The organism is Herbidospora galbida (assembly GCF_005233835.1).
In the GTDB taxonomy this organism is placed as follows: Bacteria; Actinomycetota; Actinomycetes; order Streptosporangiales; family Streptosporangiaceae; genus Herbidospora; species Herbidospora galbida.
On record NZ_SZQA01000037.1, the window covers coordinates 19,995 to 45,823 of the forward strand.

Genomic DNA, 25,829 nt, shown 5'->3' on the forward strand with positions numbered 1-25,829 from the left:
GATCCGCCGTGACTCAACGTCCCCTGCTCCTCGCCCTGGCGGGGGCGGCGCTCGGCGCGGCCGCCGCGAGGGTCGCCTACACGACCTTCACGAAGAGGCAGCCCTTCGGCGACGAGAAGACCTGGGCCCGCGTCAACCATCGCGGCGAGCCCGTCACGCTGCTCGAAGGCCCGGCGTTCGCGGCGGGGGCGGGGGCCGCGCTGGCGCTCACGCCCGGTCTGCCGGTGAAGGTGAAGGCGGCCGGGGTGCTGACCTCCGTCGCCTGCGGCGCGCTCGGCGCCTACGACGATGTGTTCGGCACCAGCGCGTCCAAGGGGTTCAAGGGGCATCTGTCGGCGCTGCGCCGGGGGCAGGTCACCAGCGGCGCGGTGAAGATCCTCGGGATCGGCGCGACCGGCCTCGCCGCCGCCGCGCTGACCCGCCGGAACGCGGCCGACATCGTCGTCGACGGCCTGCTGATCGCCGGGTCGGCCAACCTGGCCAACCTGTTCGACCTGCGGCCCGGCCGGGCGATCAAGGTCGGACTGCTGGCCGGGGCCCCGCTCGCGGGCTCGCCGCTGGCGGCCGTGCCCCTCGGCGCGGCCGCGGCGCTGCTCCCCGACGACCTGGCCGAGCGCGCCATGCTGGGCGACACCGGCGCCAACGCGCTGGGGGCGCTGCTGGGGCTGGCCGCCGCACAGCAGCTGGGGCGTCCGGGGCGGCTGGCCGTGCTGGGCGCCGTCGCGGCGCTGACGGCCGCCTCGGAGAAGGTGTCGTTCACCAAGGTCATCGCGGGTAATCCGGTGCTGAACCGGCTCGACATGCTCGGGCGTCGCCCGGTGCCGCCTCCGGCCGAGGTCATCCGGCCCACCCCTTGACCGTCCGGGGGGTCGCCGGCGCGGCCCTGCTCATCGGCGTCATCACGATCGCGGCGCGGGTCACCGGCTTCGCCAAACAGCTGGTGTTCGCCAAGACGGTCGGCACCGGCTGCCTGTCGACGGCCTATTTCACGGCGAACGCCGTACCGAACCTGATCTTCGAGATCGTCGTCGGGGGCGCGCTGGCGGGCATGGTCGTGCCGGTGCTCGCGGGCGCGGCCGAGCGCGGCGACACGGAGACCACCGGGCGGATCGCCTCGGGGCTGCTGACCTGGGTCGTGGTGCTGCTGGTCCCGCTGAGCGCGCTGACCGCGCTGCTCGCGGGCCCGGTCGTGTGGGTGTTCGTGCCGGGCGCGATGGACGGGTGCGACGCCGGTGACGTCGTGGCGCTCGCCGCGCACATGCTCGTCGTCTTCGCGCCCCAGATTCTCCTGTACGGTCTGGCGGTCGTCCTCTACGGCGTCCTGCAGGCCCACCGGAGGTTCGCCGGGCCCGCCCTGGCCCCGCTCGTGTCGAGCGTCGTCGTCATCGCGGCCTACCTGGCGTTCGTCCCGCTCGGCGGCACGATCGAGATCACCGGGCTGCCCCGCGCGGCCGAACTCGTGCTCTCGATCGGCACCACCCTCGGCGTGCTGTGCCTGGTGCTGACCGTGCTGTGGCCGGTCGCCCGGCTCGGCCTGCGCTGGCGGCCGACCCTGAGCTTCCCGCCCGGGGTCGCGCCCCAGGTCAGACGCCTGGCGGTGGCCGGGCTGAGCGCCCTGCTGGCCCAGCAGGCGGCGATGGCCGTGGTGGTCAGGCTGGCCAACGAGGGCGGCGCGGGGCGGCTGGCCGCCTACAACTACGCGTGGGCGATCTACCTGGTCCCGTACGCCGTCCTCGCCGTCCCGATCGCGACCAGCGCGTTCCCCGTGCTGTCGGCCCGCTGGGAGACCGGCGACGCGCGGGGGTTCGCGGAACTGGCCGCCCGCACCACGCGCGCGGTGCTCCTCATCTCCGGCCTGGCCGCGGGCGCGCTGGTGGCCGTGGCCGCGCCGGTCGCCGAGGTGTTCCTGGCGACCCGCTCGAAGGTCCCGCCCGACCAGCTCACCCTGGGCATCGTCGCCTTCGCCCCCGGCCTGGTGGGTTACGGCCTGATGGCCCACCTGTCGCGCGTCCTGTACGCCGGCGGCCACGGCCGCCCCGCCGCCCGCGACCAGGTGATCGGCTGGCTCGTGGTGATCGCCGCCCAGGTGACCCTGGTGCTCACGCTGCCCGACGACTGGGCGGTCGGCGCCCTCGGCCTGGGCAGCACGATCGGCATGACCACGGCGGGCGTCCTGCTGCTCCTGGCGGTACGCCGCGTCCACGGTCCCCTCGCCGGGCTCTCCCGGGCCGCGTTCGCCTCCGTCGCCGGCGGCGTGACGGGCGCGGCGGCCGGTTCGGCCGTCGTCTGGCTGCTCGGCACCCCGGGCCTGTGGCTCAGCGTGCTGGTGGCGGGCCTGGCCGGGATCGTGGCGGCCGGCTTCGGCGGGGCGGTCGCCGCCGCGATCGACCGCGACGACCTCAAGGAAGTGATCAGACGGTGAAGATCCTGCTGACCCTCGGCACCAGCGCCGGGGGAGTGGGCCGCCACGTCCGCACCCTCGCCGACGGCCTCCAGGCCCGGGGGCACGAGGTCGTCGTCGCGGGCCCGGCCGAGACCAGGCACCGCTTCGGCTTCACCCAGACCTTCGTCGAGATCCCGGTCGCCGACCGGCCCCACCCGGTCAACGACGCCCGGACGGTCGGCGTCCTGCGCCGGATCACGGCCGACGTCGTGCACGCCCACGGCCTGCGGGCCGGCGCCCTGGCCGCGCTGGCCCGGCCGCGCCGGCTCGTGGTCACGCTGCACAACGCGGTCACCGCCGGGGGCGCGATCGGCGCGGTCTACGCGACCCTCGAACGGGTCGTGGCCCGGCGGGCCGACGTGGTGCTGGGCGTCTCGCCCGACCTCTGCGAGCGCATGACGGCGCTCGGCGCACGGGCCGTCGCCCCGGCCGTGGTGCCGGCGCCGCCGCTGGCCGACCTGCCCGCCACCACCGAGTTCGGCGGGAAGAGGGTGCTGCTGACCGTGGCGCGGCTGGCCCAGCAGAAGGGGCTGGAGGTGCTGCTCGACGCGGCGGCGGGGGCGTACCCGCCTGATGTGGTCTTCGCCGTGGCCGGGGAAGGGCCGCTGCGCGACGCGCTCCAGGAGCGGGTGACCCGCGAGAACCTGCCCGTGATCCTGCTCGGCCCCCGCGACGACGTGGCGGCGCTGCTGAGGGCCGCGACCGCCCTGGTGGTGCCGAGCCGGTGGGAGGGGCAGCCGCTGGTCGTCCAGGAGGCGCTGCGGGCCGGGGTGCCCGTCGTGGGCTTCGCCGTGGGGGGCGTCCCCTCGATGGTGGGCGAGGCGGGGCTGCTGGTGCCGTCCGGCGACGACGGGCGGCTGCGGGCCGAGCTGGTGCGGCTGCTCCTCGACGCGAAGCTGGCCGAGGACCTGTCGGCCGCCGCGCTGGCCAGGGGAAGGGCGCTGCCGGACGAGGCGGACGCCGTTGAGGCCGCCTTGAAGAACTACGGCTGACCGGGGAATCACCCGGGCTTGTTCCGGGTTGAGAGGAATAATTCGTTCAGGAAACCTGGCCCTGGGGTTCAGTAGCCCTTGGGCATGGTCTCTATACTGTTCGCGTTGGGGGGGAGTATCCCTTCGCGACGGTCCCGTCATCACGGTGTCAGCACCCGGGGCCGTCGGTCCGTGTCTGGAAGATTTCCAGGGGCGGGAGAGACCTCCGGCAGTGTGTCTTGTCGCGCGCCGGAGGGATTAAGAGAGTGGACATTCCCGTGTGGGGTTGGGCTGCCGTCATCATCGGCCTGCTCGTGGTCATCGCCATCGATCTGTGGGTCGTGGACCGTGGAGAACCCAAGGAGTTCTCCATCCGTCAGGCGGGCTTCTGGGTGGGTCTCTACGTCGCGCTCGCCGTGCTGTTCGGCATCGGCCTGCTGATCTTCGCGGGGCCCCAGCAGTCGGGTGAGTTCTTCGCCGGTTACATCACCGAATACAGCCTGAGCATCGACAACCTGTTCGTGTTCTTCATCATCATGTCCAGGTTCGCGGTGCCGAAGGCCTACCAGCACAAGGTGCTGACGATCGGCATCCTGATAGCGCTGGTCATGCGCGGGTTCTTCATCGTCGTCGGCGCCGCCGCCCTCAACTCCTTCCACTGGCTCTTCTACGTGTTCGGCGCGATCCTCCTCTACACCGCGTACACGATGATCCGCGACCACAACAAGAGCGAAGAGGACTTCGACGAGAACATCCTGCTGCGCTACGCGCGCCGGGCGTTCCCGACCACCCCCGACTACGTCGGCTCCAAGATGATCGTCCGGGTCGACGGCAAGAAGATGGTCACCCCGATGCTGATCGTCATGATCGCCATCGGCAGCACCGACCTGCTGTTCGCCCTCGACTCCATCCCCGCGATCTTCGGTCTGACCACCGACGCGTTCATCGTCTTCACCGCCAACGCGTTCGCCCTGATGGGTCTGCGGCAGCTCTACTTCCTGCTCGGCGGCCTGCTGCAGCGCCTGGTCTACCTCAGCTACGGCCTGGCGTTCATCCTCGCCTTCATCGGCGTGAAGCTGATCCTCGAGGCCATGCACGACATCGTCGACTGGGCGCCGAAGATCCCGATCCAGGTCTCCCTGGGCGTCATCATCGGCACGATGCTGATCACCACGGTGGCGAGCATCGTCAAGTCCCGCCGCACTCCGGCCGTCCCGACGGACGCCGCCCCCGAGCAGGCGGAGCGCCACTAAGCCTCGAAAACCCCGCTGGGGTGCCGCGCTTGACGCGAAAGAGGACGGTTAGGGACTGTGGCATCGGTAACATAACTGCTTAAGTCGCAAATCCGTCCTCTAGTCGCAAAAGAGTACAAAGGCTCCTAGTGTCGAACGAAATGGAAAGTCCTCGCCCGCGCGTACGGCTCGCGCGCGGTGTGTCGCCGTGGCTGGCTCCGACTGCGGCCGCGGCGGCCGTGACCGCGGCCCTGACCGCTCGGTCTCCCAAGTGGGCTCTCGCGGCGGTGCCGCTGACGGCCCTCACGGGAGGGATGCTCTGGTTCTTCCGCGATCCTGACCGTTCGCCCGGCGCCGGGCGGCTTATCTCGCCCGCCGACGGCGTCGTGCAGAGCGTCGACCCCTGGGCCGACGGCCGCACTCGCGTCGCCATCTTCATGAGCCCGCTGAACGTCCACGTCAACCGTGCGCCCGTCGCCGGGACCGTCGTCTCGGTCGAGCACGTCGCGGGGGGCTTCGTGCCCGCGTTCAACAAGGACAGCGACAAGAACGAACGCGTGGTGTGGCACTTCGACACCGCGCTCGGCGACATCGAGATGGTCCAGATCGCCGGGGCCGTCGCGCGCCGAATCGTCCCCTATCTGCAGGCCGGCGCGAAGGTCGCCCAGGGCGACCGCGTCGGGCTGATCCGGCTGGGCTCCCGGGTCGACCTCTACCTGCCCGAGGGCGTCGAGCCCGCCGTGACCGTCGGCGACAAGACCGTGGCAGGGGTGACCCGCATTGACCGCGCCTGATATCAGGGCCGGAAGCTGGTCCGTCGAAGAAGAGGAAGAACCGACAGGGCCGGTCGGCAAGGCGTTCCGCCTGTCGGCGGCCGACCTGCTCTCTCTGGGCAACGCGCTGTCGGGGTTCCTGTCGGTCGTCGTGCTGGCGTACAGCGCGATCGACCAGCTCAGGATGACCGGCAAGTTCGAGCCCGACCCGCGCTTCTTCGGGACCGCCGTCGTGCTGCTGCTCGTCGGGGCGACCTGTGACCTGTTCGACGGGCTGGTGGCCCGCCGGTTCCGGGCCTCGGCGATGGGCGCCGAGCTCGACAACCTCGCCGACGTGATCAGCTTCGGCTTCGCACCGGCGTTCATGATCGTGATCTGGGGCGGGTTCGACGCCCCGCTGCCCCTGTGGCTCGTCTTGGCGGCCGCGGCGTCGGTGCTGCTCGCCGGGGTGATCCGGCTCGCCCGGTTCGCCTGCGTGAAGACCAAGAGCGGCGACTTCATGGGGCTGCCCATCCCCATGGGCGCCATGACGATCGTCTCGATCGTGCTGCTGTTCCAGCCGACGATCTGGACGGTCCTCGGCATCTTCGCCACGTCCTACCTGATGATCAGCCGGATCGAGTACCCCAAGCCCAAGGGCAACCTGGCGGCCCTCGTCCTCGGCTGGATGATGATCAACGTGGCCTGCCTCACGATCTGGGCGGCCGGTCTCCCCGGCGGCGACCAGCTCATCCAGGTCGGCGCGATCATGCAGATCGCGATCGTGTCGGCGATCCCCCTGCGGGTGCTGATGTTCCGGCGGGCCCAGCGCAAGGAGCGCCGCTCGGCGGGATGACTTTCCGGGGCGGGACCGCCGTTGTTCAATGAACGCATGGCGACCGCCCCGCGTGAGCTCACCCGGTCTTATTTCCTCGGCAAGCTGGCGCGTGAGCTCGAACAGCGCGGCTTCGCCGTCACCCTGCGGCTCGACCCGCCGTCGCTGAAGGTGAGCGACCCGGAGGCCGCCCTGCTCAACGAGACCGTCGACTGCGTCTCGCTGCAGGGCGGCTGGTTCTACCGGTGGTCGTGGGGCGAGATCGTCGAGAGCGCCGACGATCCCGACGCCGCCGCCACCCTCATCGCCAAGGTGCTGGGCGCGCGCTGACTACCAGCCGCGCGCCTTCCATTCGGGCAGCGCGGGGCGCTCTGCCCCGAGCGTGGTGTCCTTGCCATGACCCGGGTAGACCCAGGTCTCGTCGCCGAACCGGTCGAAGATCCGCTCCACCACGTCGGTGTAGAGCCGGTTGAACCGCTCCGGATCCTTCATGGTGTTGCCCACCCCGCCCGGGAACAGCGAGTCTCCCGTGAAGACGTGGCCCGGGTAGTAGAGGGCGATCGAGCCCGGCGTGTGGCCGCGCAGGTGGATCACCTCCAGGTCGGTCACGCCGACGGTCACCCGGTCGCCGCCGTCGACGGGCCGGGCCTCGACCGGCAGCGCCGCGGCGTCCTCGCGGCCCGCCACCACGGTCGCGCCGGTCGCCCTGGCGACCTCCTCCAGGGCGCCCCAGTGGTCGCCGTGCTGGTGGGTGGTCACGATCACGCTGATGGGCTGTCGCCCGATCAGCTCCAGGAGTCTCTCGGGCTCGGCGGCGGCGTCGATCAGCATGCCGTCGCCGGTCTCGCGGCAGCGGATCAGGTAGGCGTTGTTGCCGAAGTCGCCGACCTCCATCTTGGCTATGGTGATCTTCTCCAGCTCCCGGACGTCGGCCGGGCCGCCCTTGGACACGTCTCCCGTATAGGTCATGAGATCACGCTAGGCCTTCGGGGGCGGACCGGACCATCCAGGGCGGGGGAGCGGGGAAGCCGCCGGGGGCGTGGCGGCCGATCAGCCAGGCGACGAGCTCGCGCTTGGTGGCCTGGAGGTCCGGGCCGTCGGTGCCGCCGATCTTCTCGCCGGTGTCGGTCGCGGTGAGGCTCCGGTACGTCGGCTCGCCCAGCAGCGCGGGGGAGTCGCGCCACTCCCAGTCGACGTAGCGGTCGGGCCAGTCGCGCCAGGTGTACTCGGTGCCGAGGTCGCCGTGGTGGATCTCGACCTCGCGCAGGCGGCGCATCACGACGTACCAGGCGGGGTGCTCGGGCGGGCGGGTGCCGCTGATCAGGGCGTTCCACCGCTCCTCGGGGATCGCGTCCATGGCCGCGGCGAAGCGGGCGGTGCTCTCCTCAAGGTCGGCGAGCTGCTCCTTCGCGGGACGGCCGTAGCCCGCCTCGATGCCGGCGTCGCGTTCGGACGCGTCGCGGTACTGCGGGGTGACCACGCCCGTACGGGCCCAGGTGAGCAGGTTGACCAGGGAGTCGGCGTTGCGGGCGACGTGGGTGACCGCGTGGCCCCGGGTCCAGCCGGGCAGGGCCGAGGGCGCGCGCATCTCCTCGTCGGACAGGGCGGCCACGGTGGAGATCAGCCGGGCGTCGGCGGCCTGGAGCTCCGCCCGGTAGTCGTCAAGAAGGGACATGGCTTCATCCTGGACCACGGGACAACAGGTTTGACCGGCTGCATACTCTGGATGAGCAGGGGGAGACCGGCCCGGCCGGTTTTTGTCGGTGGCGGCGGATAGCCTGCCCGACGCACACCTGTAGACCCCAACGACCATCGGGAACGCTGTGGCTGACCGTCTCGTCGTGCGTGGCGCGCGCGAACACAATTTGAAGGACGTCTCTCTCGATCTCCCCCGAGACGCCCTGATCGTCTTCACCGGGCTGAGCGGCTCAGGCAAGTCGAGCCTGGCCTTCGACACGATCTTCGCCGAGGGCCAGCGGCGCTATGTCGAGTCGCTGTCGGCGTACGCCCGGCAGTTCCTCGGCCAGATGGACAAGCCCGACGTCGACTTCATCGAGGGCCTGTCCCCGGCGGTGTCGATCGACCAGAAGTCGACCAGCCGCAACCCTCGGTCGACCGTCGGCACGATCACCGAGGTGTACGACTACCTGCGGCTCCTCTGGGCCCGCATCGGCAAGCCCCACTGCCCGACCTGCGGGCGGCCGATCGCCCGGCAGACCCCGCAGCAGATCGTCGACCGCGTCCTGGAACTGGAGGAGGGCACCCGCTTCCAGGTGCTCGCGCCGGTGATCCGGGGCCGCAAGGGCGAATACGCCGAGCTGTTCCGCGAGCTCCAGACCAAGGGCTACGCCCGCGCCCGCGTCGACGGCACGATCATCCGCCTCGAAGAGCCGCCGACCCTCAAGAAGTACGAGAAGCACGACATCGAGGTGATCGTCGACCGGCTGGCGGTCAAAGAGTCGGCCCGCCGCCGGCTGACCGACTCGGTCGAGACCGCGCTGCAGCTGTCGGGGGGCACGATCACCCTCGACTTCGTCGACCTGGAGGCCGACGACCCCAACCGGGAGCGCTTCTACTCCGAGCACCTCTACTGCCCCTACGACGACCTGTCGTTCGAGGAACTGGAGCCCCGCTCGTTCTCGTTCAACTCGCCGTTCGGCGCCTGCCCCGAGTGCACCGGCCTGGGCACCCGGATGGAGGTCGACCCCGAGCTGGTCGTCCCGGACCCCGAGAAGACCCTCGGCGACGGCGCGCTCACCCCGTGGGCGGGCGGCCACACCAGCGACTACTTCGAGAAGCTGATGGAGGGCCTGGGCAACGCGCTCGGGTTCGACCTCGACACCCCGTGGGAGAAGCTGACCCGGGCCCAGCAGAACGCCCTGCTGCACGGCCACGACGAGCAGGTCCACATCCGCTACAGCAACCGGTTCGGGCGCCAGCGCTCCTACTACACCGACTTCGACGGCGTGATCCCGTGGATCCAGCGCCGCCACGCCGAGTCCGAGAGCGACGCGGTGCGGGAGAAGTTCGAAGGCTACATGCGGGAGATCCCGTGCCCGGCCTGCAAGGGCCGCCGCCTCAAGCCGGTCTCGCTCGCGGTGACCGTCGGCGGGTCGTCGATCGCCGAGGTCGCGGCCCTGTCGATCGGCGAGTGCGCGAAGTTCCTGGCCGGGTTCAAGCTCTCCGAGCGCGACATGCACATCGCCGAGCGGGTGGTGAAAGAGATCAACGCCCGCCTGGGCTTCCTGCTCGACGTGGGTCTCGACTACCTCACCCTCAACCGGGCCGCCGGCACCCTCGCCGGCGGCGAGGCCCAGCGCATCAGGCTCGCCACCCAGATCGGCTCGGGCCTGGTCGGCGTCCTGTACGTCCTCGACGAGCCCTCGATCGGCCTGCACCAGCGTGACAACATGCGCCTGCTGGAGACCCTGATCCGGCTGCGCGACATGGGCAACACCCTGATCGTCGTCGAGCACGACGAAGACACCATCGCGGCGGCCGACTGGGTGGTCGACATCGGCCCCGGCGCCGGTGAGCACGGCGGCCAGGTGGTCGTCTCGGGCACCGTCGAAGAGCTGCTGGCCAGCGAGGAGTCGCTGACCGGCGCCTACCTGTCGGGCCGGCGGGCCATCGCGGTGCCGAAGAAGCGCCGCAAGCGCGACCGCAAGCGCCAGCTGGTGGTCAAGGGCGCCCGGGAGCACAACCTCGGCGGCATCGACGTCGAGTTCCCGCTCGGCGTCTTCACCGCCGTGACCGGGGTGTCCGGATCGGGCAAGTCGACGCTGGTCAACGACATCCTCTACAACGCGCTGGCCAAGGAGCTGCACGGCGCGAAGACCGTGCCGGGGCGGCACTCGCGGGTCAACGGGGTCGACCAGCTCGACAAGGTCGTCCACGTCGACCAGTCGCCGATCGGGCGCACCCCGCGCTCCAACCCGGCGACCTACACCGGGGTGTTCGACCACGTCCGGAAGCTGTTCGCGCAGACGACCGAGGCCAAGATCCGCGGCTACCAGCAGGGCCGGTTCAGCTTCAACGTCAAGGGCGGGCGCTGCGAGGCGTGCGCCGGCGACGGCACCATCAAGATCGAGATGAACTTCCTGCCGGACGTCTACGTCCCGTGCGAGGTCTGCCACGGCGCCCGCTACAACCGGGAGACGCTGGAGGTCCACTACAAGGGCAAGACGATCGCCGAGATCCTCGACATGCCGATCGAGGAGGCGCTCGACTTCTTCGAGGCCATCCCGGCGATCAGCCGCCACCTGCGCACCCTCAACGACGTCGGCCTCGGCTACGTCCGTCTCGGGCAGCCCGCCACCACCCTGTCGGGCGGCGAGGCCCAGCGCGTGAAGCTCGCCTCCGAGCTGCAGCGGCGGTCGACGGGCCGCACGATCTACGTGCTCGACGAGCCCACCACCGGTCTCCACTTCGAGGACATCCGGCGGCTGCTGGGCGTGCTGGAGCGGCTGGTCGACGCCGGGAACACGGTCATCGTCATCGAGCACAACCTCGACGTGATCAAGACGGCCGACTGGGTGATCGACATGGGCCCCGAGGGCGGTTCGGGCGGCGGCCGGGTGGTCGCGACCGGCACCCCCGAAGACGTCGCGCTGGTCGACGGCAGCCACACCGGGGTGTTCCTGCGAAAGATCCTCGACCTGTAAGTGCATTTCTTCATATTCCGGTGGGATCCGGTAGGCCAGGCTGAACCACGAACGGGGTTGGGCCCGTACCTACCAATGATCGGGAAGTCCCCCAGCGGAGGATGGAAATGAACGTTAACGGCACCTCTGAGCAGGAGCAGGTCACGAGCGCGCTGACGCGGCGGGGCCTGGTCTTCGCGGTGGGCGGCGCCGGGCTGGCCGCCGCCCTGACGGCGTGCACCGGCTACTCCTCCGGCACGGCCACCAGCGCCGAGCCGCCGGGGTCGGTGCCCGCCGACCAGGCGAAGCCGGCCTGGGGCGACAATCCGCCTCCCGCCGGCGACACCGAGTCCGAAGCGCCCCCGGCCGACCAGCCGGAAGAGGAGCCGGCCGACCCGCCGGCCGAGGAGGAGCCGCCCGCCCAGGCGGCCAACGCCTTCGCCAAGACCGCCGACATCCCCGAGGGCGGCGGCAAGATCTTCGAGGCGGAGAAGGTCGTCATCACCCAGCCGACGCCGGGCAACTTCAAGTGCTTCACCGCGGTCTGCACCCACGCGGGCTGCACGGTGGCCAGCATCTCCGGCGGCACCATCAACTGCCCCTGCCACGGCAGCAAGTTCAAGATCGCCGATGGGTCGGTGGCGGGCGGCCCCGCGCCGTCGCCGCTGGAGGAGAAGCAGATCACGGTGAACGGGGACAGCATCGTCCTCGCGTAGTGTGATGGCGCGTGCTCCGCACGCGCCCGAGCGGAGGTCTGGCTTGTGGTCATCGGGAACGCGGATCGGCGCGGTCCGGGCGGAGGTCGTGGACGGGCAGGCCCGCCCTTGGGGTGTCGGGGGTGCTCGGTTGACGGTCGGTTGATGATCATGGAGTGGTGTGGGGGTTCGCGCGGGCCGGTCGGCCGGGGTGGTTCGTCCTGGCCGCGGGGGCGGTGCTGGGGTGGGGGGTGCTCGTCGCCTTCCGGCACGCCTGGCTGGCGGACTGGGACCTCCATGTCGCCACCCTGCGGGCGATGCTCGACGAGCCGCCGGCCGGGGGCTGGACGCCGACGCCCTACGTCCTCGGGCTGGCGATGCTGGCCCGGATCTCCGGCGCCGGGCCCGAGACCGTTCTCGGGGTCGCCGGCTTACTGAACGTCCTGTTGCTGCTGGTGGCCCTGCGGGCGTTCGGGCGGGAGCTCGGCGCGCGTGACTCCGTCGCGGCGCTCGCGGCGGTCTTCACGGTGGTGCTGTGGGGGGTCAGCGGGTTCGGGGCCACCGGGTTCCCGGGGCTCACCTCCTTGTCGTTCTCGTTCGCCTTCCCCTCGACGCCCGCGTTGGCGCTGATGGTGCTGACCTGGACGGTGTTCGTGCGGTTCCGGGAGACCGGGCGCGGGCTCGTCGGGCTGGTGCTGCTGCCGCCGATGATCCTGCTCGTCCATCCGTTCGCGGCCGTGGCGACGCTGCTCGGGGTGGTGGGCATCCTGGTGGCCCGGCGGTGGGAGTGGCGGCGGCTGGTGCTGATCGTTCCCGCCGGGGTGGGGGCGATCGCGCTGGCGCTGGCGTGGCCCTATCCCGACGTGACCGGGGTGCTCGGCGATTCGCCGGAGTTCTCCGAGGTGCACGCGCCGCTGCTGGAGGACCCGCATCTCCGGTACGGCCTCGCGCTGCTCGGCGTCCCCGCCCTCCTCTACGGCGTGCGCCGGCGGCTCGGCAGGGAACTGCTGATCATCGCCGCCCTCGGGACCGGGGTCGTCGGGGTGGCCGCGTGGGCGGGGCGCTATGAGTTCGCCCGCTTTGTACCGGTCGTCGTGCTGATGTGCCATCTGGCGCTGGCGCGGCACCTGGCGGAGCGGATGACGGGCTGGCGGCCCTACGCCGTTGTGACCGCCATCGGCTGTGTCGCCGGGTTCGTGGCGGCGATGCCGCAGATGGTGGAGACGCTCCCGTGATGTCCTCGATCATGGAATCGGAATGTCAGCGGGGGCGGATAGTCTTTGAGGGTGGCTGATCCGGCAACCTATCGGCCCGCACCCGGATCGATCCCCGAGTCTCCCGGCGTCTACCGTTTCAGGGATCCCTCCGGCCGGGTGATCTACGTGGGCAAGGCGAAGAGCCTGCGGCAACGACTGAACTCCTACTTCGCCGACTTCGCGAGCCTCCACTTCCGCACGCAGTCGATGCTGACCACCGCCGCCCGCGTCGACTGGACCGTCGTCGGCACCGAGGTCGAGGCCCTCCAGCTCGAATACTCCTGGATCAAGGAGTTCGACCCCCACTTCAACGTCAAATACCGCGACGACAAGTCCTATCCCTACCTCGCCGTGACGATGTCCGACGAGTTCCCCCGCGTCCAGGTCATGCGCGGCGCCAAGCGCAAGGGCACCCGTTACTTCGGGCCCTACAGTCACGCCTGGGCCATCCGCGAGACCGTCGACCTGCTGCTGCGGGTCTTCCCGGTCCGCACCTGCTCGGCGGGTGTGTTCAAACGGGCCGGCCAGATCGGGCGGCCCTGCCTGCTCGGCTACATCGACAAGTGCTCGGCGCCGTGCGTCGGCCGGGTCACGCCTGAGCAGCACCGCGACTTGGCCGAAGATTTCTGCGACTTCATGGCCGGCAACACCACCCGCTTCATCAAGCGCATCGAACAGGAGATGCGCGAGGCCGCCGCGGTGGAGGAGTACGAACGCGCCGCCCGCCTGCGCGACGACGTCCAGGCCCTCCAGAAGGCGCTGGAGAAGCAGGCCGTGGTGCTCGGCGACGCCACCGACGCCGATGTGGTGGCCCTGGCCGAAGACGACCTCGAGGCCGCCATCCAGGTCTTCTACGTGCGCGGCGGGCGCATCCGCGGCCAGCGCGGCTGGGTCGTCGACAAGGTCGAGGAGTCCACGCCCGGCGACCTGGTCGAGCACTTCCTCATCCAGATGTACTCCGAGGCCGAGATCCCGCGCGAGATCCTCGTCCCGGCGAACCCGCCCGACCTCGACGCCGTGGTCGAGCTGCTCTCCGAGGCGAAGGGCGCCCGCGTCCAGGTGAGGGTGCCGCAGCGCGGCGACAAGAAGGCGCTCATGGAGACCGTCGAGCGCAACGCCAAAGAGGCCCTCACCCAGCACAAGCTGCGCCGCTCCAGCGATCTGACCAGCCGCAGCAAGGCCCTCCAGGAGCTCGCCGAGGGGCTCGACCTCGACCAGGCGCCGCTGCGCGTCGAGTGCTACGACGTCTCCCACATCCAGGGCACCAACGTGGTCGCCTCGATGGTCGTCTTCGAAGACGGGCTGGCCCGCAAGAGCGAATACCGGCGGTTCCAGATCAAATCCGCCGAAGGCGACGTCGCCTCCATCCACGAGGTCATCACCCGGCGGTTCCGCCGCTACCTCGAGGAGCGCAGCGCCACGGGCGAGCTCGGCGGCGAACCGACCGGCGAGCCGATCGACCCCGAGACCGGCCGGCCGCGCAAGTTCGCCTACCCGCCCAACCTGGTCGTCGTCGACGGCGGCCCCGCGCAGGCCGCGGCGGCCCAGCGGGCCCTCGACGAGCTCGGCATCGACGACGTGGCGGTGTGCGGCCTGGCCAAGCGGCTCGAAGAGGTCTGGCTGCCGGGCGACGACCAGCCGGTGATCCTGCCGCGCACGAGCGAGGCCCTCTACCTTCTGCAGCGGCTCCGTGACGAAGCGCATCGCTTCGCGATCACCTACCATCGTGCCAAGAGGTCCCGATCGCTCAAAGAGAGCGCTCTGGACGCGGTCCCCGGTCTCGGTCCCGCCCGGCGGCAGGCTCTTCTCCGTCACTTCGGCTCCGTGAAACGCCTTGGTGACGCGACGGCCGCCGAGATATGCGAGGTTCCCGGCATCGGGCCGGCGACGGCCGAGGCCATCGTCGCGGCGTTGAAGGGGGAGAGCGCATGAGCGAGAACGGCTCCGGCGAGCCCGGTTTCGTGATCGTCACCGGAATGTCCGGCGCCGGGCGGAGCACCGCGGCCAAGGCGCTGGAGGACCTGGGCTGGTTCGTCATCGACAACCTGCCGCCCGGCCTGCTGTTCTCGCTGGCCGAGGAGGCCGGGCGGGTCAAGCTGGCCGCCGACCACGTCGCGGCGGTCGTCGACGTCCGGTCGCTGGCGTTCACCACCGACCTCAACGCGGCGATCGAGGAGCTCGACGGCCGCGGGGTCGAGGTCCGGGTGGTGTTCCTGGAGGCCAGCGACGACGAACTGGTGCGCCGGTTCGAGAACGTGCGCCGGCCCCACCCGCTCCAGGGGGAGAACCGCCTGGTCGACGGCATCGACCGTGAGCGGGGCATCCTGCGCGAGGTCCGGGCCAACGCCGACCTGGTGATCGACACCTCCAAGCTCAACGTCCACGAACTCCGCAAGAAGATCGTCTCGTTCTTCGGCGGGGAGGACCGGCCAGGCCTTAAGGTCAACGTGGTGTCGTTCGGTTACAAATACGGCCTTCCGGTCGATGCCGACCTCGTGGTCGACTGCCGTTTCCTGCCCAACCCTCACTGGGTGCCGGAACTGCGGCCGATGAACGGTCTCGACGTACCGGTGAGGGAATACGTGCTCAGCCAGCCCGGCGCCAAGGAGTTCCTCGACGGCTACGAGGAGGTCTTCGGCGTGGTCGCCGCCGGTTACACCCGCGAGGGCAAGGGCTATGCCACCCTCGCCGTCGGCTGCACCGGTGGCAAGCACCGCAGCGTGGCCATGTCCGAGCAGCTCGGCGCGCGGCTGCGCGAACGCGGCATGGACGTCCAGGTGAGCCACCGCGATGTAGGCCGCGAGTGAGCGAGGGCGTCAGAGTCGTCGCGCTGGGAGGCGGCCACGGTCTGCACGCCTCGCTCTCCGCCCTGCGCCGGGTCACCACCGACCTCACCGCCGTGGTCACGGTCGCCGACGACGGCGGCTCCAGCGGCCGGCTGCGCCGCGAACTCGGCGTGCTGCCGCCCGGCGACCTGCGCATGGCGCTGGCCGCGCTCTGCGGCGACGACGAGTGGGGCCAGACGTGGTCCCGGGTCGTCCAGCACCGCTTCCACGGCGAGGGCGACCTGCAGGGGCACGCGGTCGGCAACCTGCTGATCGTGGCGCTCTGGGAGCTCCTTGACGACCCTGTCAAGGCGCTCGAGTGGGTCGGCCGCCTTCTCGGCGCCCACGGGCGGGTGCTGCCGATGGCCTCGGTGCCGCTCGACATCCAGGCCGAGGTCGAGCTCGACGGCGCGGTGACGACCGTCCGGGGGCAGGTCGCGTGCGCGCTCACGCCCGGTCGCGTGCGGGCGATTTCGCTCGTTCCATCCGATCCGCCGGTGTCTCCCGAGGCGGTCCGCGCCATCCACGAGGCCGACTGGGTGGTGTTCGGGCCCGGCTCCTGGTTCACCAGCGTGCTGCCGCATCTGAAGGTCCCCGAGCTGGCCAGGGCGCTGGCGACCACCACCGCCCGGCGCCTGGTGATCCTCAACCTGGCTCCTCAGCCGGGGGAGACCGACGGCTTCTCGCCCGAGAACCATCTGGAGGTGCTCCGCGACCACGCGCCGACGCTGCTGGTCGACGCCGTCGTCGCAGATCGGGGCGTCGTTCCCGAACCGGGCGAACTGGAGAAGGCCGTGGTGGCCCTCGGGGGCCGCCTGGTATTGGCCGATGTGGGCGCCTCTGACGGATCTCCCAGGCACGATGCACCACGCCTTGCCGCTGTCCTGGACGAGATTTTCCGCGAGAAGCGGTGATACCCCCTAGTCAGCGTGCGAGAGACTAACGGCCATAGTCTGTTTGGGGGAGGACACGCGCTAATGGCCATGACAGGCGTGGTAAAAGACGAGCTGAGCCGCCTGCCGGTGCTGAAGCCCTGCTGCCGCAAGGCCGAGGTGTCGACGCTGCTCAGGTTCGCCAGCGGGCTCCATCTGGTGGGCGGCCGGATCGTGATCGAGGCCGAGCTCGACACCAACGTGACGGCCCGCCGCCTGATCAAGGACATTGGCGAGGTGTTCGGCCACAAGGCCGAGGTCCTGGTGCTGGCCCCGGCGGGGCTGCGGAAGGGGTCGCGTTACGTCGTGCGCGTCTACAAGGACGGCGAGGCGCTGGCGCGGCAGACCGGCTTGATCGACAACCACGGCCGCCCGGTGCGGGGCCTGCCCCGACAGGTCGTGTCAGGAGCGACGTGCGACGCCGAGGCCGCCTGGCGGGGCGCGTTCCTGGCCCACGGCTCGCTGACCGAGCCGGGCCGGTCCATGTCGCTCGAGGTGACCTGCCCCGGCCCCGAGGCCGCGCTGGCCCTGGTCGGGTCCGCGCGCCGCCTGAAGATCCACGCCAAGGCGCGCGAGGTGCGCGGCGTCGACCGCGTGGTCGTCCGCGACGGCGACGCCATCAGCGCCCTGCTGACCCGCCTGGGCGCCCACGACAGCGTGCTGGCCTGGGAGGAGCGCCGGATGCGGCGCGAGGTCCGGGCCACCGCCAACCGCCTCGCCAACTTCGACGACGCCAACCTGCGCCGCTCGGCCCGCGCGGCCGTGGCCGCCGGGGCGCGCGTCCAGCGGGCCCTGGAGATCCTCGGCGACGACGCCCCCGAGCACCTGGTGATCGCCGGGCGGCTGCGGGTGGAGCACAAGCAGGCGTCGCTGGAGGAGCTCGGCCAGATCGCCGACCCGCCCCTGACGAAGGACGCCATCGCCGGCCGCATCCGCCGCCTTCTCGCCATGGCCGACAAGCGGGCCCAGGACCTCGGCCTGCCGACCACCGAGGCGAGCCTCACGGCCGACATGCTCAGCGGCTGAGCTGTCGAATAGGGGCAATTTTTTACAGTTAGCCGCCCCGCTTTGCGGCTTTCTTACGCTATGCCGCCCTGCGGCAGACCCGCTTGGTCTAAACCAATTTGAGTCCGATAGGGTCTGCACCGAGGTTTCAGTCACGTAACGACGGACGAGGAGAACGGATCCCCGTGACCATCCGCGTAGGCATCAACGGCTTCGGCCGCATTGGCCGCAACTTCTGGCGAGCCGCCGCAGCCAGCGGCAAGGACATCGAGGTCGTCGCTGTCAACGACCTCACGGACAATGCCACGCTCGCGCATCTGCTGAAGTACGACAGCATCCTCGGCCGCCTCCCCTACGAGGTGAAGGCGACCGCTGACGAGATCATCGTCGACGGCAAGCCCATCAAGGCGTTCGCCGAGCGCGACCCGGCCAACCTTCCGTGGGGCGACCTGGGCGTCGACGTCGTCGTCGAGTCGACCGGCTTCTTCACCGACGCCAACAAGGCCAAGGTCCACGCCGCGAACGGCGCGAAGAAGGTCATCATCTCCGCTCCGGCGAAGAACGAGGACGTCACCATCGTCATGGGTGTCAACCACGACACCTACGACCCGGCGAACCACACGATCATCTCCAACGCGTCGTGCACCACCAACTGCCTGGCCCCGCTCGGCAAGGTCCTCAACGACTCCTTCGGGATCGAAAAGGGCCTCATGACGACGATCCACGCGTACACGCAGGACCAGAACCTGCAGGACGGCCCGCACGGCGACCTCCGCCGCGCCCGCGCCGCCGCGCTGAACATCGTCCCCACCTCGACCGGCGCCGCCAAGGCGATCGGCCTGGTGCTGCCGGAGCTCAAGGGCAAGCTCGACGGCTTCGCGCTGCGCGTGCCGATCCCCACGGGCTCGGCCACCGACCTGACCGTCGACCTCAAGCGCGAGGTGACCGTCGAAGAGGTCAACGCCGCGTTCAAGGCCGCCGCCGAGGGCCCGCTCAAGGGCTTCCTGACCTACACCGAGGACGAGATCGTCTCGAGCGACATCGTCACCGACCCGAGCTCCTGCATCTTCGACGCCGGCCTGACCAAGGTCTTCGGCAACCAGGTGAAGGTCATCGGCTGGTACGACAACGAGTGGGGTTACAGCAACCGCCTCGTGGACCTCATCGAGTACGTGGGTGCCTCGCTCTGATGCGTGGTCTCGACGAGCTCGACGTGAAAGGTCGGCGCGTCCTCGTGCGCGCCGACCTGAACGTTCCCCTCGACGGGGACGTGATCACCGATGACGGCCGCATCCGCGCCTCGCTCCCGACGATCCGGGAGCTGGCCGGCAAGGGCGCCAAGGTGATCGTCTGCGCTCACCTGGGCCGTCCCAAGGGCCAGGTCAAGCCGGAGTTCTCGCTGGCCCCCGTGGCCAAGCGGCTCTCCGAGCTGCTGGGCGAGCCGGTCGCCTTCGCCGCCGACGTGGTCGGCGACTCCGCCCGCGCCACCGTCGCGGCGCTGGAAGAGGGCCAGGTGGCCCTGCTGGAGAACCTGCGCTACGAGCCGGGCGAGGAGTCCAAGGACGACGCCGCCCGCGCCGAGTTCGCGGCCCGCCTGGCCATGCTCGCCGACCTCTACGTCGGCGACGGCTTCGGAGCGGTCCACCGCAAGCACGCGTCGGTCTACGACGTGCCCAAGCAGCTTCCGCACGCGGTCGGCGGCCTGATCGCCGCCGAGGTCGACGTGCTGAAGAAGCTGACCGTCGACCCGGCCCGCCCCTATGCGGTGGTGCTGGGCGGTGCGAAGGTCTCCGACAAGCTCGGCGTCATCGCCAACCTGCTGACCAAGGTCGACCGCCTGCTGATCGGCGGCGGCATGGCCTACACCTTCCTCAAGGCCCAGGGCTACGAGGTCGGCAGGTCGCTGCTGCAGGAAGACCAGCTCGACACGGTCCGCGGGTTCCTCAACCAGGCCGCCTCGCTCGGCGTCGAACTGGTGCTGCCGGTCGACATCGTCGCGGCCACCCACTTCGCCGAGGACGCGGAACACGAGGTCGTCGACGCCACCGCCATCCCGGCCGACCGGGAGGGCCTGGACATCGGCCCGCGCACGCGCGAGCTGTTCGCCCAGAAGCTGGCCGACGCCCAGACCGTGTTCTGGAACGGCCCGATGGGCGTGTTCGAGTTCGACGCGTTCGCGAACGGCACCCGCGCGGTCGCCGAGGCGCTCGTGCGCTCCGAGGCGTTCACCGTGGTCGGCGGCGGCGACTCCGCCGCGGCGGTCCGCAAGTTCGGCCTGCCGGAAGACGGCTTCTCGCACATCTCGACCGGAGGCGGCGCCTCCCTCGAGTACCTCGAGGGCAAAGAACTGCCCGGCCTGATCGCGCTGGAGGACTGACGTGAGCCGCAAGCCGCTCATCGCCGGCAACTGGAAGATGAACAAGAACCACCTTGAGGCGATCAAGCTGGTTCAGGAACTCGCCTTCTCCCTGACCGACAAGGACTTCGACAAGGTCGAGGTCGCGGTGCTGCCGCCGTTCACCGACCTGCGCAGCGTCCAGACGCTGGTCGACGGCGACAAGCTCCGCATCGTCTACGGCGGCCAGGACCTGTCCGCCTACGACGGCGGCGCCTACACCGGCGAGATCTCCGGCGCCATGCTCGGCAAGCTCGGCTGCACCTTCGTGGCGATCGGCCACTCGGAGCGCCGGCAGTACCACGCCGAGGACGACGCTCTGGTCAACGCCAAGGTCCAGGCGGCCTACCGCCACTCGGTGACGCCGATCCTGTGCGTCGGCGAGGGCCTGCCGGTCCGGCAGGCGGGCAACCAGGTCGAGCACACGCTGGCCCAGGTCGACGGCGCCCTCAAGGGTGTCTCGGCCGAGCAGGCGAAGACGATCGTGATCGCTTATGAGCCGGTCTGGGCGATCGGCACCGGCGAGGTCGCCACTCCTGACGACGCTCAGGAGGTGTGCGGCGCGATTCGCGTGCGACTCGCCGAGCTGTACGACACGGAAGTCGCCGACGCCGTCCGTATTCTTTACGGAGGCTCGGTGAAGTCTGACAACATCGCGGGGATCATGGCACAGCCCGACGTCGACGGCGCGCTCGTCGGCGGGGCCAGCCTCGACCCGGCGGAGTTCGTGAAGATCTGCCGGTTTTAGCGCAGATGTCGGCCTAGCTGGGTCATTATGGGGGTGCGACTTGACACCAGGTCGTACCCTCATAGAGCACGTTTGAATCGTCATGCCGCTCAGGCGCTATCCGGAAAAGGTCTGCCGTGACTATCGGAATCTCCATCGCCCTCATTCTGTCGAGCGCCCTCATGGTGCTGCTGGTTCTGCTCCACAAGGGCAAGGGTGGCGGTCTGACGGACATGTTCGGCGGCGGCTTCGCGTCGTCGTTCGGCGGTTCGTCCGTCGTGGAGCGCAACCTTGACCGTCTGACGGTCATCACCGGCGTCGTGTGGTTCGTCTGCATCATCGCGCTCGGCCTGCTGCTCAAGCCGTAGCAGCCCCAAGCGTCACATAGGGTTCATTCTCTCCCCGTGTTCCCCGCGGGGCGATCGAGCGAGGAGTAATCCGTGGGTAGTGGCAACGCGATCCGTGGCAGTCGAGTCGGAGCCGGCCCGATGGGCGAGGCCGAGCGCGGCGAGGCGGCCCCCCGAGTGCGTGTCGCCTTCTGGTGCGCGAATCTTCACGAGACGCGTCCCAGTTTCGCCAGTGACGCGGCCGTCCCGGAATTCTGGGACTGCCCCCGTTGCGGCCTGCCCGCCGGTCAGGACCAGGCCAACCCGCCTGCTCCGCCGCGCAATGAGCCCTACAAGACCCACCTTGCCTACGTGAAGGAGCGCCGGAGCGACAAGGACGGCGCGCAGATCCTCGCGGAGGCGCTGGAGCGGCTGCGTTCCTCCTCGCGTCCGATCTACTAGGACTCGCCGAAACGGCCCCGCTGCGCAGGCAGCGGGGCCGTTTCGCGTTTCACCGCGCGAAGACCTGGTTTCCGTCCACGAACGTCGCCCGGACCTCGGTGAGGGCGATCTCGCCGGCCGGCTGGGCGAAGGGATCCCGGTCGAGCACGACCAGGTCGGCAGGCCGGCCCGGTTCGATCACGCCCGCCGGTGAGCCGTTCAGCCAGGCGCTTCCCTCCGTGTACGCCGTCATGATCGTCCGCAGGTCGAGCGCCTGCCCCGGGAGGAACGGCGCCGCGGTGTGCCCGGCGTGGTGGGAGCCGGGCGGCTCGACCCGGTTGACCGCGACGTGCATGCCTTCGAGGGGGTCGGCCGAGGAGACCGGCCAGTCGGAGCCCGCCGCCAGCCGGGCGCCCGAGGCGACCAGGTCGCCGAACGGATACTGCCACGACGAGCGGGGCTCGCCCAGGTAGGGCAGGGTGAGCTCGTCCATCTGGGGGCTGTGGGCGGCCCACAGCGGCTGGAGGTTGGCCACCGCGCCCAGCTCGGCGAACCGGGGCACGTCGTCGGGGGTGATGATCTGCAGGTGGGCGATGTGGTGGCGGTTGGCCGGGTCGGTGCCCTCCAGGGAGTCGAGCACCTCCCTGACCGCGCGCTCGCCGATGGCGTGGAAGTGCACCTGGAAGCCCAGCGCGTCGAGCTCGCGGACGTAGCCCTTCAGCAGCGCGGGATCCACGTAGGACAGGCCGGTCCCGCCGCAGTGACATCCGGTCTCACTCCGACTTCTGAGATCGGGCCGGTTGTAGGGCTCGATCACGGCCGCCGTGAAGTTCTCGGCGATGCCGTCCTGCATGATCTTGATCGAGGTGGCACGGAACCGGTCGAGGCCCTCGGCCGAGGCCCGGCGCTCCACCAGTGACGGGATCTGCTCGGCGCCCCGCGTCCGGTCCCACCACAGGGCGGCCACCACGCGGGCGGTGAGCATGCCCTTCCCAGCCACCGACAGGTAGGTGGGGAGCTGGTCGTCGGAGCCCGCGTACGAGCCGACGATCGCGTCCTGCCAGCCGGTGATGCCCAGGGAGAACAGGTGCCGCTGGGCGTCCAGCAGCGCGGCCTCCTGGTCGGCGGCGGTGGGGCGGGGGGTGAGCAGGCCGACCAGGTCCATCGCGCCCTCGTGCAGGACGCCGGTCGGGGTGCCGTCGGGGTCGCGTTCGATGCGGCCGTCGGCGGGGTCGGGGGTGTCCCTGCCGATGCCGGCCCGCTCCAGGGCCCGCGTGTTGACCCAGGCCGCGTGGTGGTCGCGCTGGATCAGGTAGGCGGGGCGGTCGAGGAAGTCGAGCTGCTCGCGGCGGGGCAGACCGCCGGGGAAGGCGGCCATGTCCCAGCCGCCGCCCTGGATCCACTCGCGGTCGGGGTGGGCGGCGGCGTACTCCCGCACCTCGCCCAAGTAGGCCTCCAGGCCGTACACCTCCGACAGTTCGCACAGCGCCCGTTCGAGACCGGCCTGGACCGGGTGGACGTGGCTGTCGGTGAATCCCGGCGTCAGCAGTCCGCCGGCCAGGTCGAACGGCTCGGCGGCCGGAGTGGCGAGGTCGTCGAGCGTCCCCACGGCGGCGATGACTCCGTCGCGGACCAGCACCGCTTCGGCGAAGCCGCCGGGGGTGAAGACGCGGCCTCCGTGGAACAGGGTCTCGGTCAATTCAGTGTCCTGTGATCTTGTCGGCGATTCTGGCCAGCACGGACGTGCGGGGCACGCCCCCGGCCTCCCGGGCGTCGGCGAGCCGGTAGAGACGGTACATCGCGTGCACCCCCGTCCAGCGCAGGGGTTCGGGCTCCCACTTGCGCACCCTGCGGCCCACCCAGGGCAGCGCGGTCAGCTCGGTGTCGCGGCCCAGCACGAGGTCGCGCAGGGTGCGTCCGGCGACGTTGGTGGCGGTGACGCCGTGGCCGGTGTAGCCGCCGGCCCAGCCGAGGCCCGTCGAACGGTCCAGGCCCACGGTGGCGCACCAGTCGCGCGGCACGCCCAGCACGCCCGACCAGGCGTGCGCGATCGTGGTCGAGCGGGCGGCGGGGAAGAAGCCGAGCAGCAGTCGCCAGAGGGCGTCGACGGTCCAGCCGTGGGTGCGGCCCCGGTCGTCGACCCGGGAGCCGTAGAGGTAGGGGCGGCCCCGGCCGCCGAAGGCGATGCGGTCGTCGGCGGTGCGCTGGGCGTACATGTAGTAGTGCGCGAAGTCGCCGAGGAGCTCGTGGCCCTGCCAGCCGACCTCGTCCCAGAAGCGCTGGGGGAGCGGCTCGGTGACGATCATGGAGCTGTTCATCGGCAGCCAGTCGCGGTGGTTGTCCTTCAGCGTCGCGGTGAAGCCCTCGGTGCAGCGCAGGATCACGTCGGCGCGGACCGTGCCGCGCGCCGTCGTCACCCGGCCGGGCGCGATGCCGGTCACCTCGGTGCCCTCGTAGAGCTCCACCCCCAGGTTCTGTACGACCCCCGCCAGCCCCCTGGCCAGCTTCGCCGGCTGCACCCGCGCACAGTGAGGGCTCCAGGAGGCCGTCAGGGCCCCCTGGACCCGGATGCGCTCGTCCACGGGCACCACGGCCACGTCCTCGGGGCCCCAGCCCCAGGCGTGCTGGCCCTCGACCTCCTGCTCCAGGCGCAGCGCCTGCGCGGGGGTCCTGGCGACGTTGAAGACGCCGCCCTTCACCACGTCGGCGTCGATGCCCTCGGCCGTACAGACGGAGATGACCTCGTCGACGGCGCTGAACAGCTCCCGCTGGAACGCCCGCGCGGCCTCGGCGCCGTGGGTCTCGGCGTAGCGCCGCGGGCTCCCTGGCAGCAGCCCGGCCAGCCAGCCGCCGTTGCGGCCCGAGGCGCCGAATCCGGCGAACTCCTTCTCCAGGACCACGACGTGCAGCGACGGGTCGGCCTTCACCAGGTAGTACGCCGTCCACAGGCCCGTGTAGCCGCCGCCGACGATCGCCACGTCGGCCCGCAGGTCGCCGTCGAGCCGGCGGGCGGGCTCGGGGACGCCGAGCGCCCGATACCAATAGGAGACGTCACCGTTGGCGAAGGAATCGGAGAGCGGAGCGTTCATAGGGGCAATCCTGCTCTATTCGTCACCTAGGCCGCATCTCACGACGGAACGCGTGGCGCAAGGCGGTATTGAGCCCCGTTATGCGAAGTCTTAACAGAATTTGTCATGACGAAACGGATGGCACACCGCCATGTAGCAAATGCGTAACAACGCTGCCCCAGGCTGGGACGCAGCGGAGGGAGAGATGTTATGGGGTTTCTGCGGATCAGGACGACGGTCGACGAACGTCCCGGGCGGCTGGCGTCACTGGCGTCGGCGCTCGCGGCCAAGGGCGGCAACATCCTCGGCCTGTCCGTGCAACCCGACTCCGACGGCACCGTCGACGAGTTCATCGCCGACATCCCGGCCTCGGCGGACGACGTGCGGGTCGCCCTCGAGGAGGCCGGAGGCCGGCGGGTCAAGGTCGTCCCGGCGACCGCCCACGAACTGACCGACGAGCCGACGCGGGTGCTGCTGCTGGCCGCGCGGCTGCGGGCGATGCCGTGGCGGCTGCCGGAGATCCTCGGCGACCTGCTGCGCGCCGACGACGCCCGCTGGGTGTTCGGCGCCGTGAAGGGCGAGCTGCCCGACCCCACCCTGCTGGTGGTGCCGGTGGCGCCCCGGCGGTCGATCCGGCTGCGACGGACCGGCCTGCCCTTCACCATGACCGAGGCGGCCCGCGCCGCCGCGCTGGTCCGGCTGGCCCAGCCGCCGGCCGACCCCGTCTCGGCCGAGCGCGACGTGACGCTCGGCGACGGGACGCAGGTGCAGGTGAAGTCGCTGGCCCCGATCTACCGCGAGGCCGTACGGGACCTGCACGAGCGCTGCTCCCCGGAGACCCGCAGGTTCCGCTACTTCACCTCGTCCCCCAGCCTGCCCCCGAGGGTCTTCGACCGGCTCTGCGACCGGTCGAAGGGCCACTCGCTGGTGGCCGGGTACGACGGCCAGGTGGTCGCGCTGGCCAGCCTGAACTTCGGCGCCGAACCCGGCACCGCCGAGTTCACCCTCCTGGTCGAAGATCGCTGGCAGGGCCGCGGCCTCGGGGCCGCCCTGACCCGGTTGCTGCTGGAGGAGGCCCGTGACCTGGGCCTGGCCGAAGTGCGGGCCACGCTGCTCTCCGACAACGCGCGCATGCGGAGTCTGCTGATCTCCCTCGGCGCCACGCTGGGCTACACCGATGATCCCGGTGTGGTCGAGGCGCGGATCGCCGTGGGTGTGCTGGCGCCGGTCGTCCCGGCCTAGACCGCGCCACACGAGACATTCCGGTCCGGGGCGGCTCAGGG

The 25,829-nt window shown here is 70.7% G+C and carries 24 protein-coding genes; 20 read left to right on the forward strand and 4 right to left on the reverse strand.

Annotated elements, in window-relative coordinates; translation table 11 throughout:
- The first annotated feature begins 8 nt into the window (after positions 1-8).
- The 7 genes from FDA94_RS30820 to FDA94_RS30850 all read left to right on the forward strand — a co-directional run bounded on the left by FDA94_RS30820 (position 9) and on the right by FDA94_RS30850 (position 6,563).
- Positions 9-857 carry a hypothetical protein gene (locus FDA94_RS30820; protein WP_137250579.1) on the forward strand — a complete coding sequence of 283 codons (849 nt, stop codon included), beginning with the start codon at positions 9-11 and terminating at the stop codon, positions 855-857.
- Positions 854-2,422, forward strand: coding sequence for a murein biosynthesis integral membrane protein MurJ (gene murJ, locus FDA94_RS30825; protein ID WP_137250580.1), 1,569 nt, complete (start codon positions 854-856; stop codon positions 2,420-2,422). Before FDA94_RS30820 ends, murJ begins: the two co-directional genes overlap by 4 nt.
- The gene (locus FDA94_RS30830; protein WP_137250581.1) at positions 2,419-3,435 is read left to right on the forward strand and encodes a glycosyltransferase family 4 protein; all 1,017 of its coding nucleotides are present in this window, start codon (positions 2,419-2,421) and stop codon (positions 3,433-3,435) included. Before murJ ends, FDA94_RS30830 begins: the two co-directional genes overlap by 4 nt.
- A 245-nt stretch (positions 3,436-3,680) precedes the next feature.
- On the forward strand, positions 3,681-4,667 hold the full coding sequence (locus FDA94_RS30835) for a TerC family protein (protein WP_137250582.1): 987 nt from the start codon (positions 3,681-3,683) through the stop codon (positions 4,665-4,667).
- Positions 4,668-4,807: 140 nt separating this feature from the next.
- Entirely contained in the window at positions 4,808-5,440 is a 633-nt protein-coding gene (locus tag FDA94_RS30840; protein ID WP_137250583.1) for a phosphatidylserine decarboxylase, read from the forward strand.
- Positions 5,427-6,254, forward strand: a complete 828-nt coding sequence (gene pssA / locus FDA94_RS30845; RefSeq protein ID WP_137250584.1) for a CDP-diacylglycerol--serine O-phosphatidyltransferase — start codon at positions 5,427-5,429, stop codon at positions 6,252-6,254. The genes FDA94_RS30840 and pssA overlap by 14 nt, the downstream gene beginning before the upstream one ends.
- A gap of 36 nt (positions 6,255-6,290) precedes the next feature.
- The gene (locus FDA94_RS30850; protein ID WP_137250585.1) at positions 6,291-6,563 is read left to right on the forward strand and encodes a hypothetical protein; all 273 of its coding nucleotides are present in this window, start codon (positions 6,291-6,293) and stop codon (positions 6,561-6,563) included.
- Here the strand turns inward: FDA94_RS30850 and FDA94_RS30855 are convergent, their stop codons facing one another.
- Positions 6,564-7,202 carry an MBL fold metallo-hydrolase gene (locus tag FDA94_RS30855; protein ID WP_137250586.1) on the reverse strand — a complete coding sequence of 213 codons (639 nt, stop codon included), beginning with the start codon at positions 7,200-7,202 and terminating at the stop codon, positions 6,564-6,566.
- A 4-nt stretch (positions 7,203-7,206) separates the two neighbouring features.
- Positions 7,207-7,908 carry a maleylpyruvate isomerase N-terminal domain-containing protein gene (locus FDA94_RS30860; RefSeq protein ID WP_137250587.1) on the reverse strand — a complete coding sequence of 234 codons (702 nt, stop codon included), beginning with the start codon at positions 7,906-7,908 and terminating at the stop codon, positions 7,207-7,209.
- 148 nt (positions 7,909-8,056) lie between these two features.
- Between FDA94_RS30860 and uvrA the strand changes: the two genes are divergently transcribed.
- The 12 genes from uvrA to FDA94_RS30920 all read left to right on the forward strand — a co-directional run bounded on the left by uvrA (position 8,057) and on the right by FDA94_RS30920 (position 21,499).
- A complete protein-coding gene (gene uvrA / locus FDA94_RS30865) occupies positions 8,057-10,897 on the forward strand; it encodes an excinuclease ABC subunit UvrA (protein WP_137250588.1) in 2,841 nt (946 codons plus the stop codon).
- A 107-nt stretch (positions 10,898-11,004) separates the two neighbouring features.
- The gene (locus tag FDA94_RS30870; protein WP_137250589.1) at positions 11,005-11,592 is read left to right on the forward strand and encodes a Rieske (2Fe-2S) protein; all 588 of its coding nucleotides are present in this window, start codon (positions 11,005-11,007) and stop codon (positions 11,590-11,592) included.
- A 155-nt stretch (positions 11,593-11,747) separates the two neighbouring features.
- Positions 11,748-12,806 (forward strand): hypothetical protein, encoded by a 1,059-nt coding sequence (locus FDA94_RS30875; RefSeq protein WP_137250590.1) that lies wholly within the window; start codon positions 11,748-11,750, stop codon positions 12,804-12,806.
- Between the two features lie 51 nt (positions 12,807-12,857).
- Entirely contained in the window at positions 12,858-14,759 is a 1,902-nt protein-coding gene (uvrC, locus tag FDA94_RS30880) for an excinuclease ABC subunit UvrC (RefSeq protein WP_137250591.1), read from the forward strand.
- The gene (rapZ, locus tag FDA94_RS30885; RefSeq protein ID WP_137250592.1) at positions 14,756-15,634 is read left to right on the forward strand and encodes an RNase adapter RapZ; all 879 of its coding nucleotides are present in this window, start codon (positions 14,756-14,758) and stop codon (positions 15,632-15,634) included. Before uvrC ends, rapZ begins: the two co-directional genes overlap by 4 nt.
- Complete coding sequence (locus FDA94_RS30890; RefSeq protein ID WP_137250593.1) at positions 15,631-16,566, forward strand: gluconeogenesis factor YvcK family protein; 936 nt, start codon at positions 15,631-15,633, stop codon at positions 16,564-16,566. Before rapZ ends, FDA94_RS30890 begins: the two co-directional genes overlap by 4 nt.
- A 63-nt stretch (positions 16,567-16,629) precedes the next feature.
- The gene (whiA, locus tag FDA94_RS30895) at positions 16,630-17,610 is read left to right on the forward strand and encodes a DNA-binding protein WhiA (protein ID WP_030452232.1); all 981 of its coding nucleotides are present in this window, start codon (positions 16,630-16,632) and stop codon (positions 17,608-17,610) included.
- Between the two features lie 164 nt (positions 17,611-17,774).
- On the forward strand, positions 17,775-18,779 hold the full coding sequence (gene gap, locus FDA94_RS30900; protein ID WP_137250594.1) for a type I glyceraldehyde-3-phosphate dehydrogenase: 1,005 nt from the start codon (positions 17,775-17,777) through the stop codon (positions 18,777-18,779).
- Positions 18,779-19,966 (forward strand): phosphoglycerate kinase, encoded by a 1,188-nt coding sequence (locus tag FDA94_RS30905; protein WP_137250595.1) that lies wholly within the window; start codon positions 18,779-18,781, stop codon positions 19,964-19,966. Before gap ends, FDA94_RS30905 begins: the two co-directional genes overlap by 1 nt.
- Position 19,967: 1 nt before the next feature.
- Complete coding sequence (gene tpiA / locus FDA94_RS30910; protein WP_137250596.1) at positions 19,968-20,732, forward strand: triose-phosphate isomerase; 765 nt, start codon at positions 19,968-19,970, stop codon at positions 20,730-20,732.
- A gap of 116 nt (positions 20,733-20,848) precedes the next feature.
- A complete protein-coding gene (secG, locus tag FDA94_RS30915; protein ID WP_061300674.1) occupies positions 20,849-21,079 on the forward strand; it encodes a preprotein translocase subunit SecG in 231 nt (76 codons plus the stop codon).
- A 72-nt stretch (positions 21,080-21,151) separates the two neighbouring features.
- Complete coding sequence (locus FDA94_RS30920) at positions 21,152-21,499, forward strand: RNA polymerase-binding protein RbpA (protein WP_081898407.1); 348 nt, start codon at positions 21,152-21,154, stop codon at positions 21,497-21,499.
- A 49-nt stretch (positions 21,500-21,548) separates the two neighbouring features.
- Here FDA94_RS30920 and FDA94_RS30925 read toward each other — a convergent pair whose 3' ends face one another.
- Positions 21,549-23,177, reverse strand: a complete 1,629-nt coding sequence (locus FDA94_RS30925) for an amidohydrolase (RefSeq protein WP_137250597.1) — start codon at positions 23,175-23,177, stop codon at positions 21,549-21,551.
- A 1-nt stretch (position 23,178) separates the two neighbouring features.
- Positions 23,179-24,567 (reverse strand): NAD(P)/FAD-dependent oxidoreductase, encoded by a 1,389-nt coding sequence (locus FDA94_RS30930; protein WP_137250598.1) that lies wholly within the window; start codon positions 24,565-24,567, stop codon positions 23,179-23,181.
- 189 nt (positions 24,568-24,756) lie between these two features.
- Here FDA94_RS30930 and FDA94_RS30935 point away from each other — a divergent pair, with 189 nt between their 5' ends.
- Positions 24,757-25,788, forward strand: coding sequence for a GNAT family N-acetyltransferase (locus tag FDA94_RS30935; RefSeq protein WP_137250599.1), 1,032 nt, complete (start codon positions 24,757-24,759; stop codon positions 25,786-25,788).
- Positions 25,789-25,829: the final 41 nt, after the last annotated feature.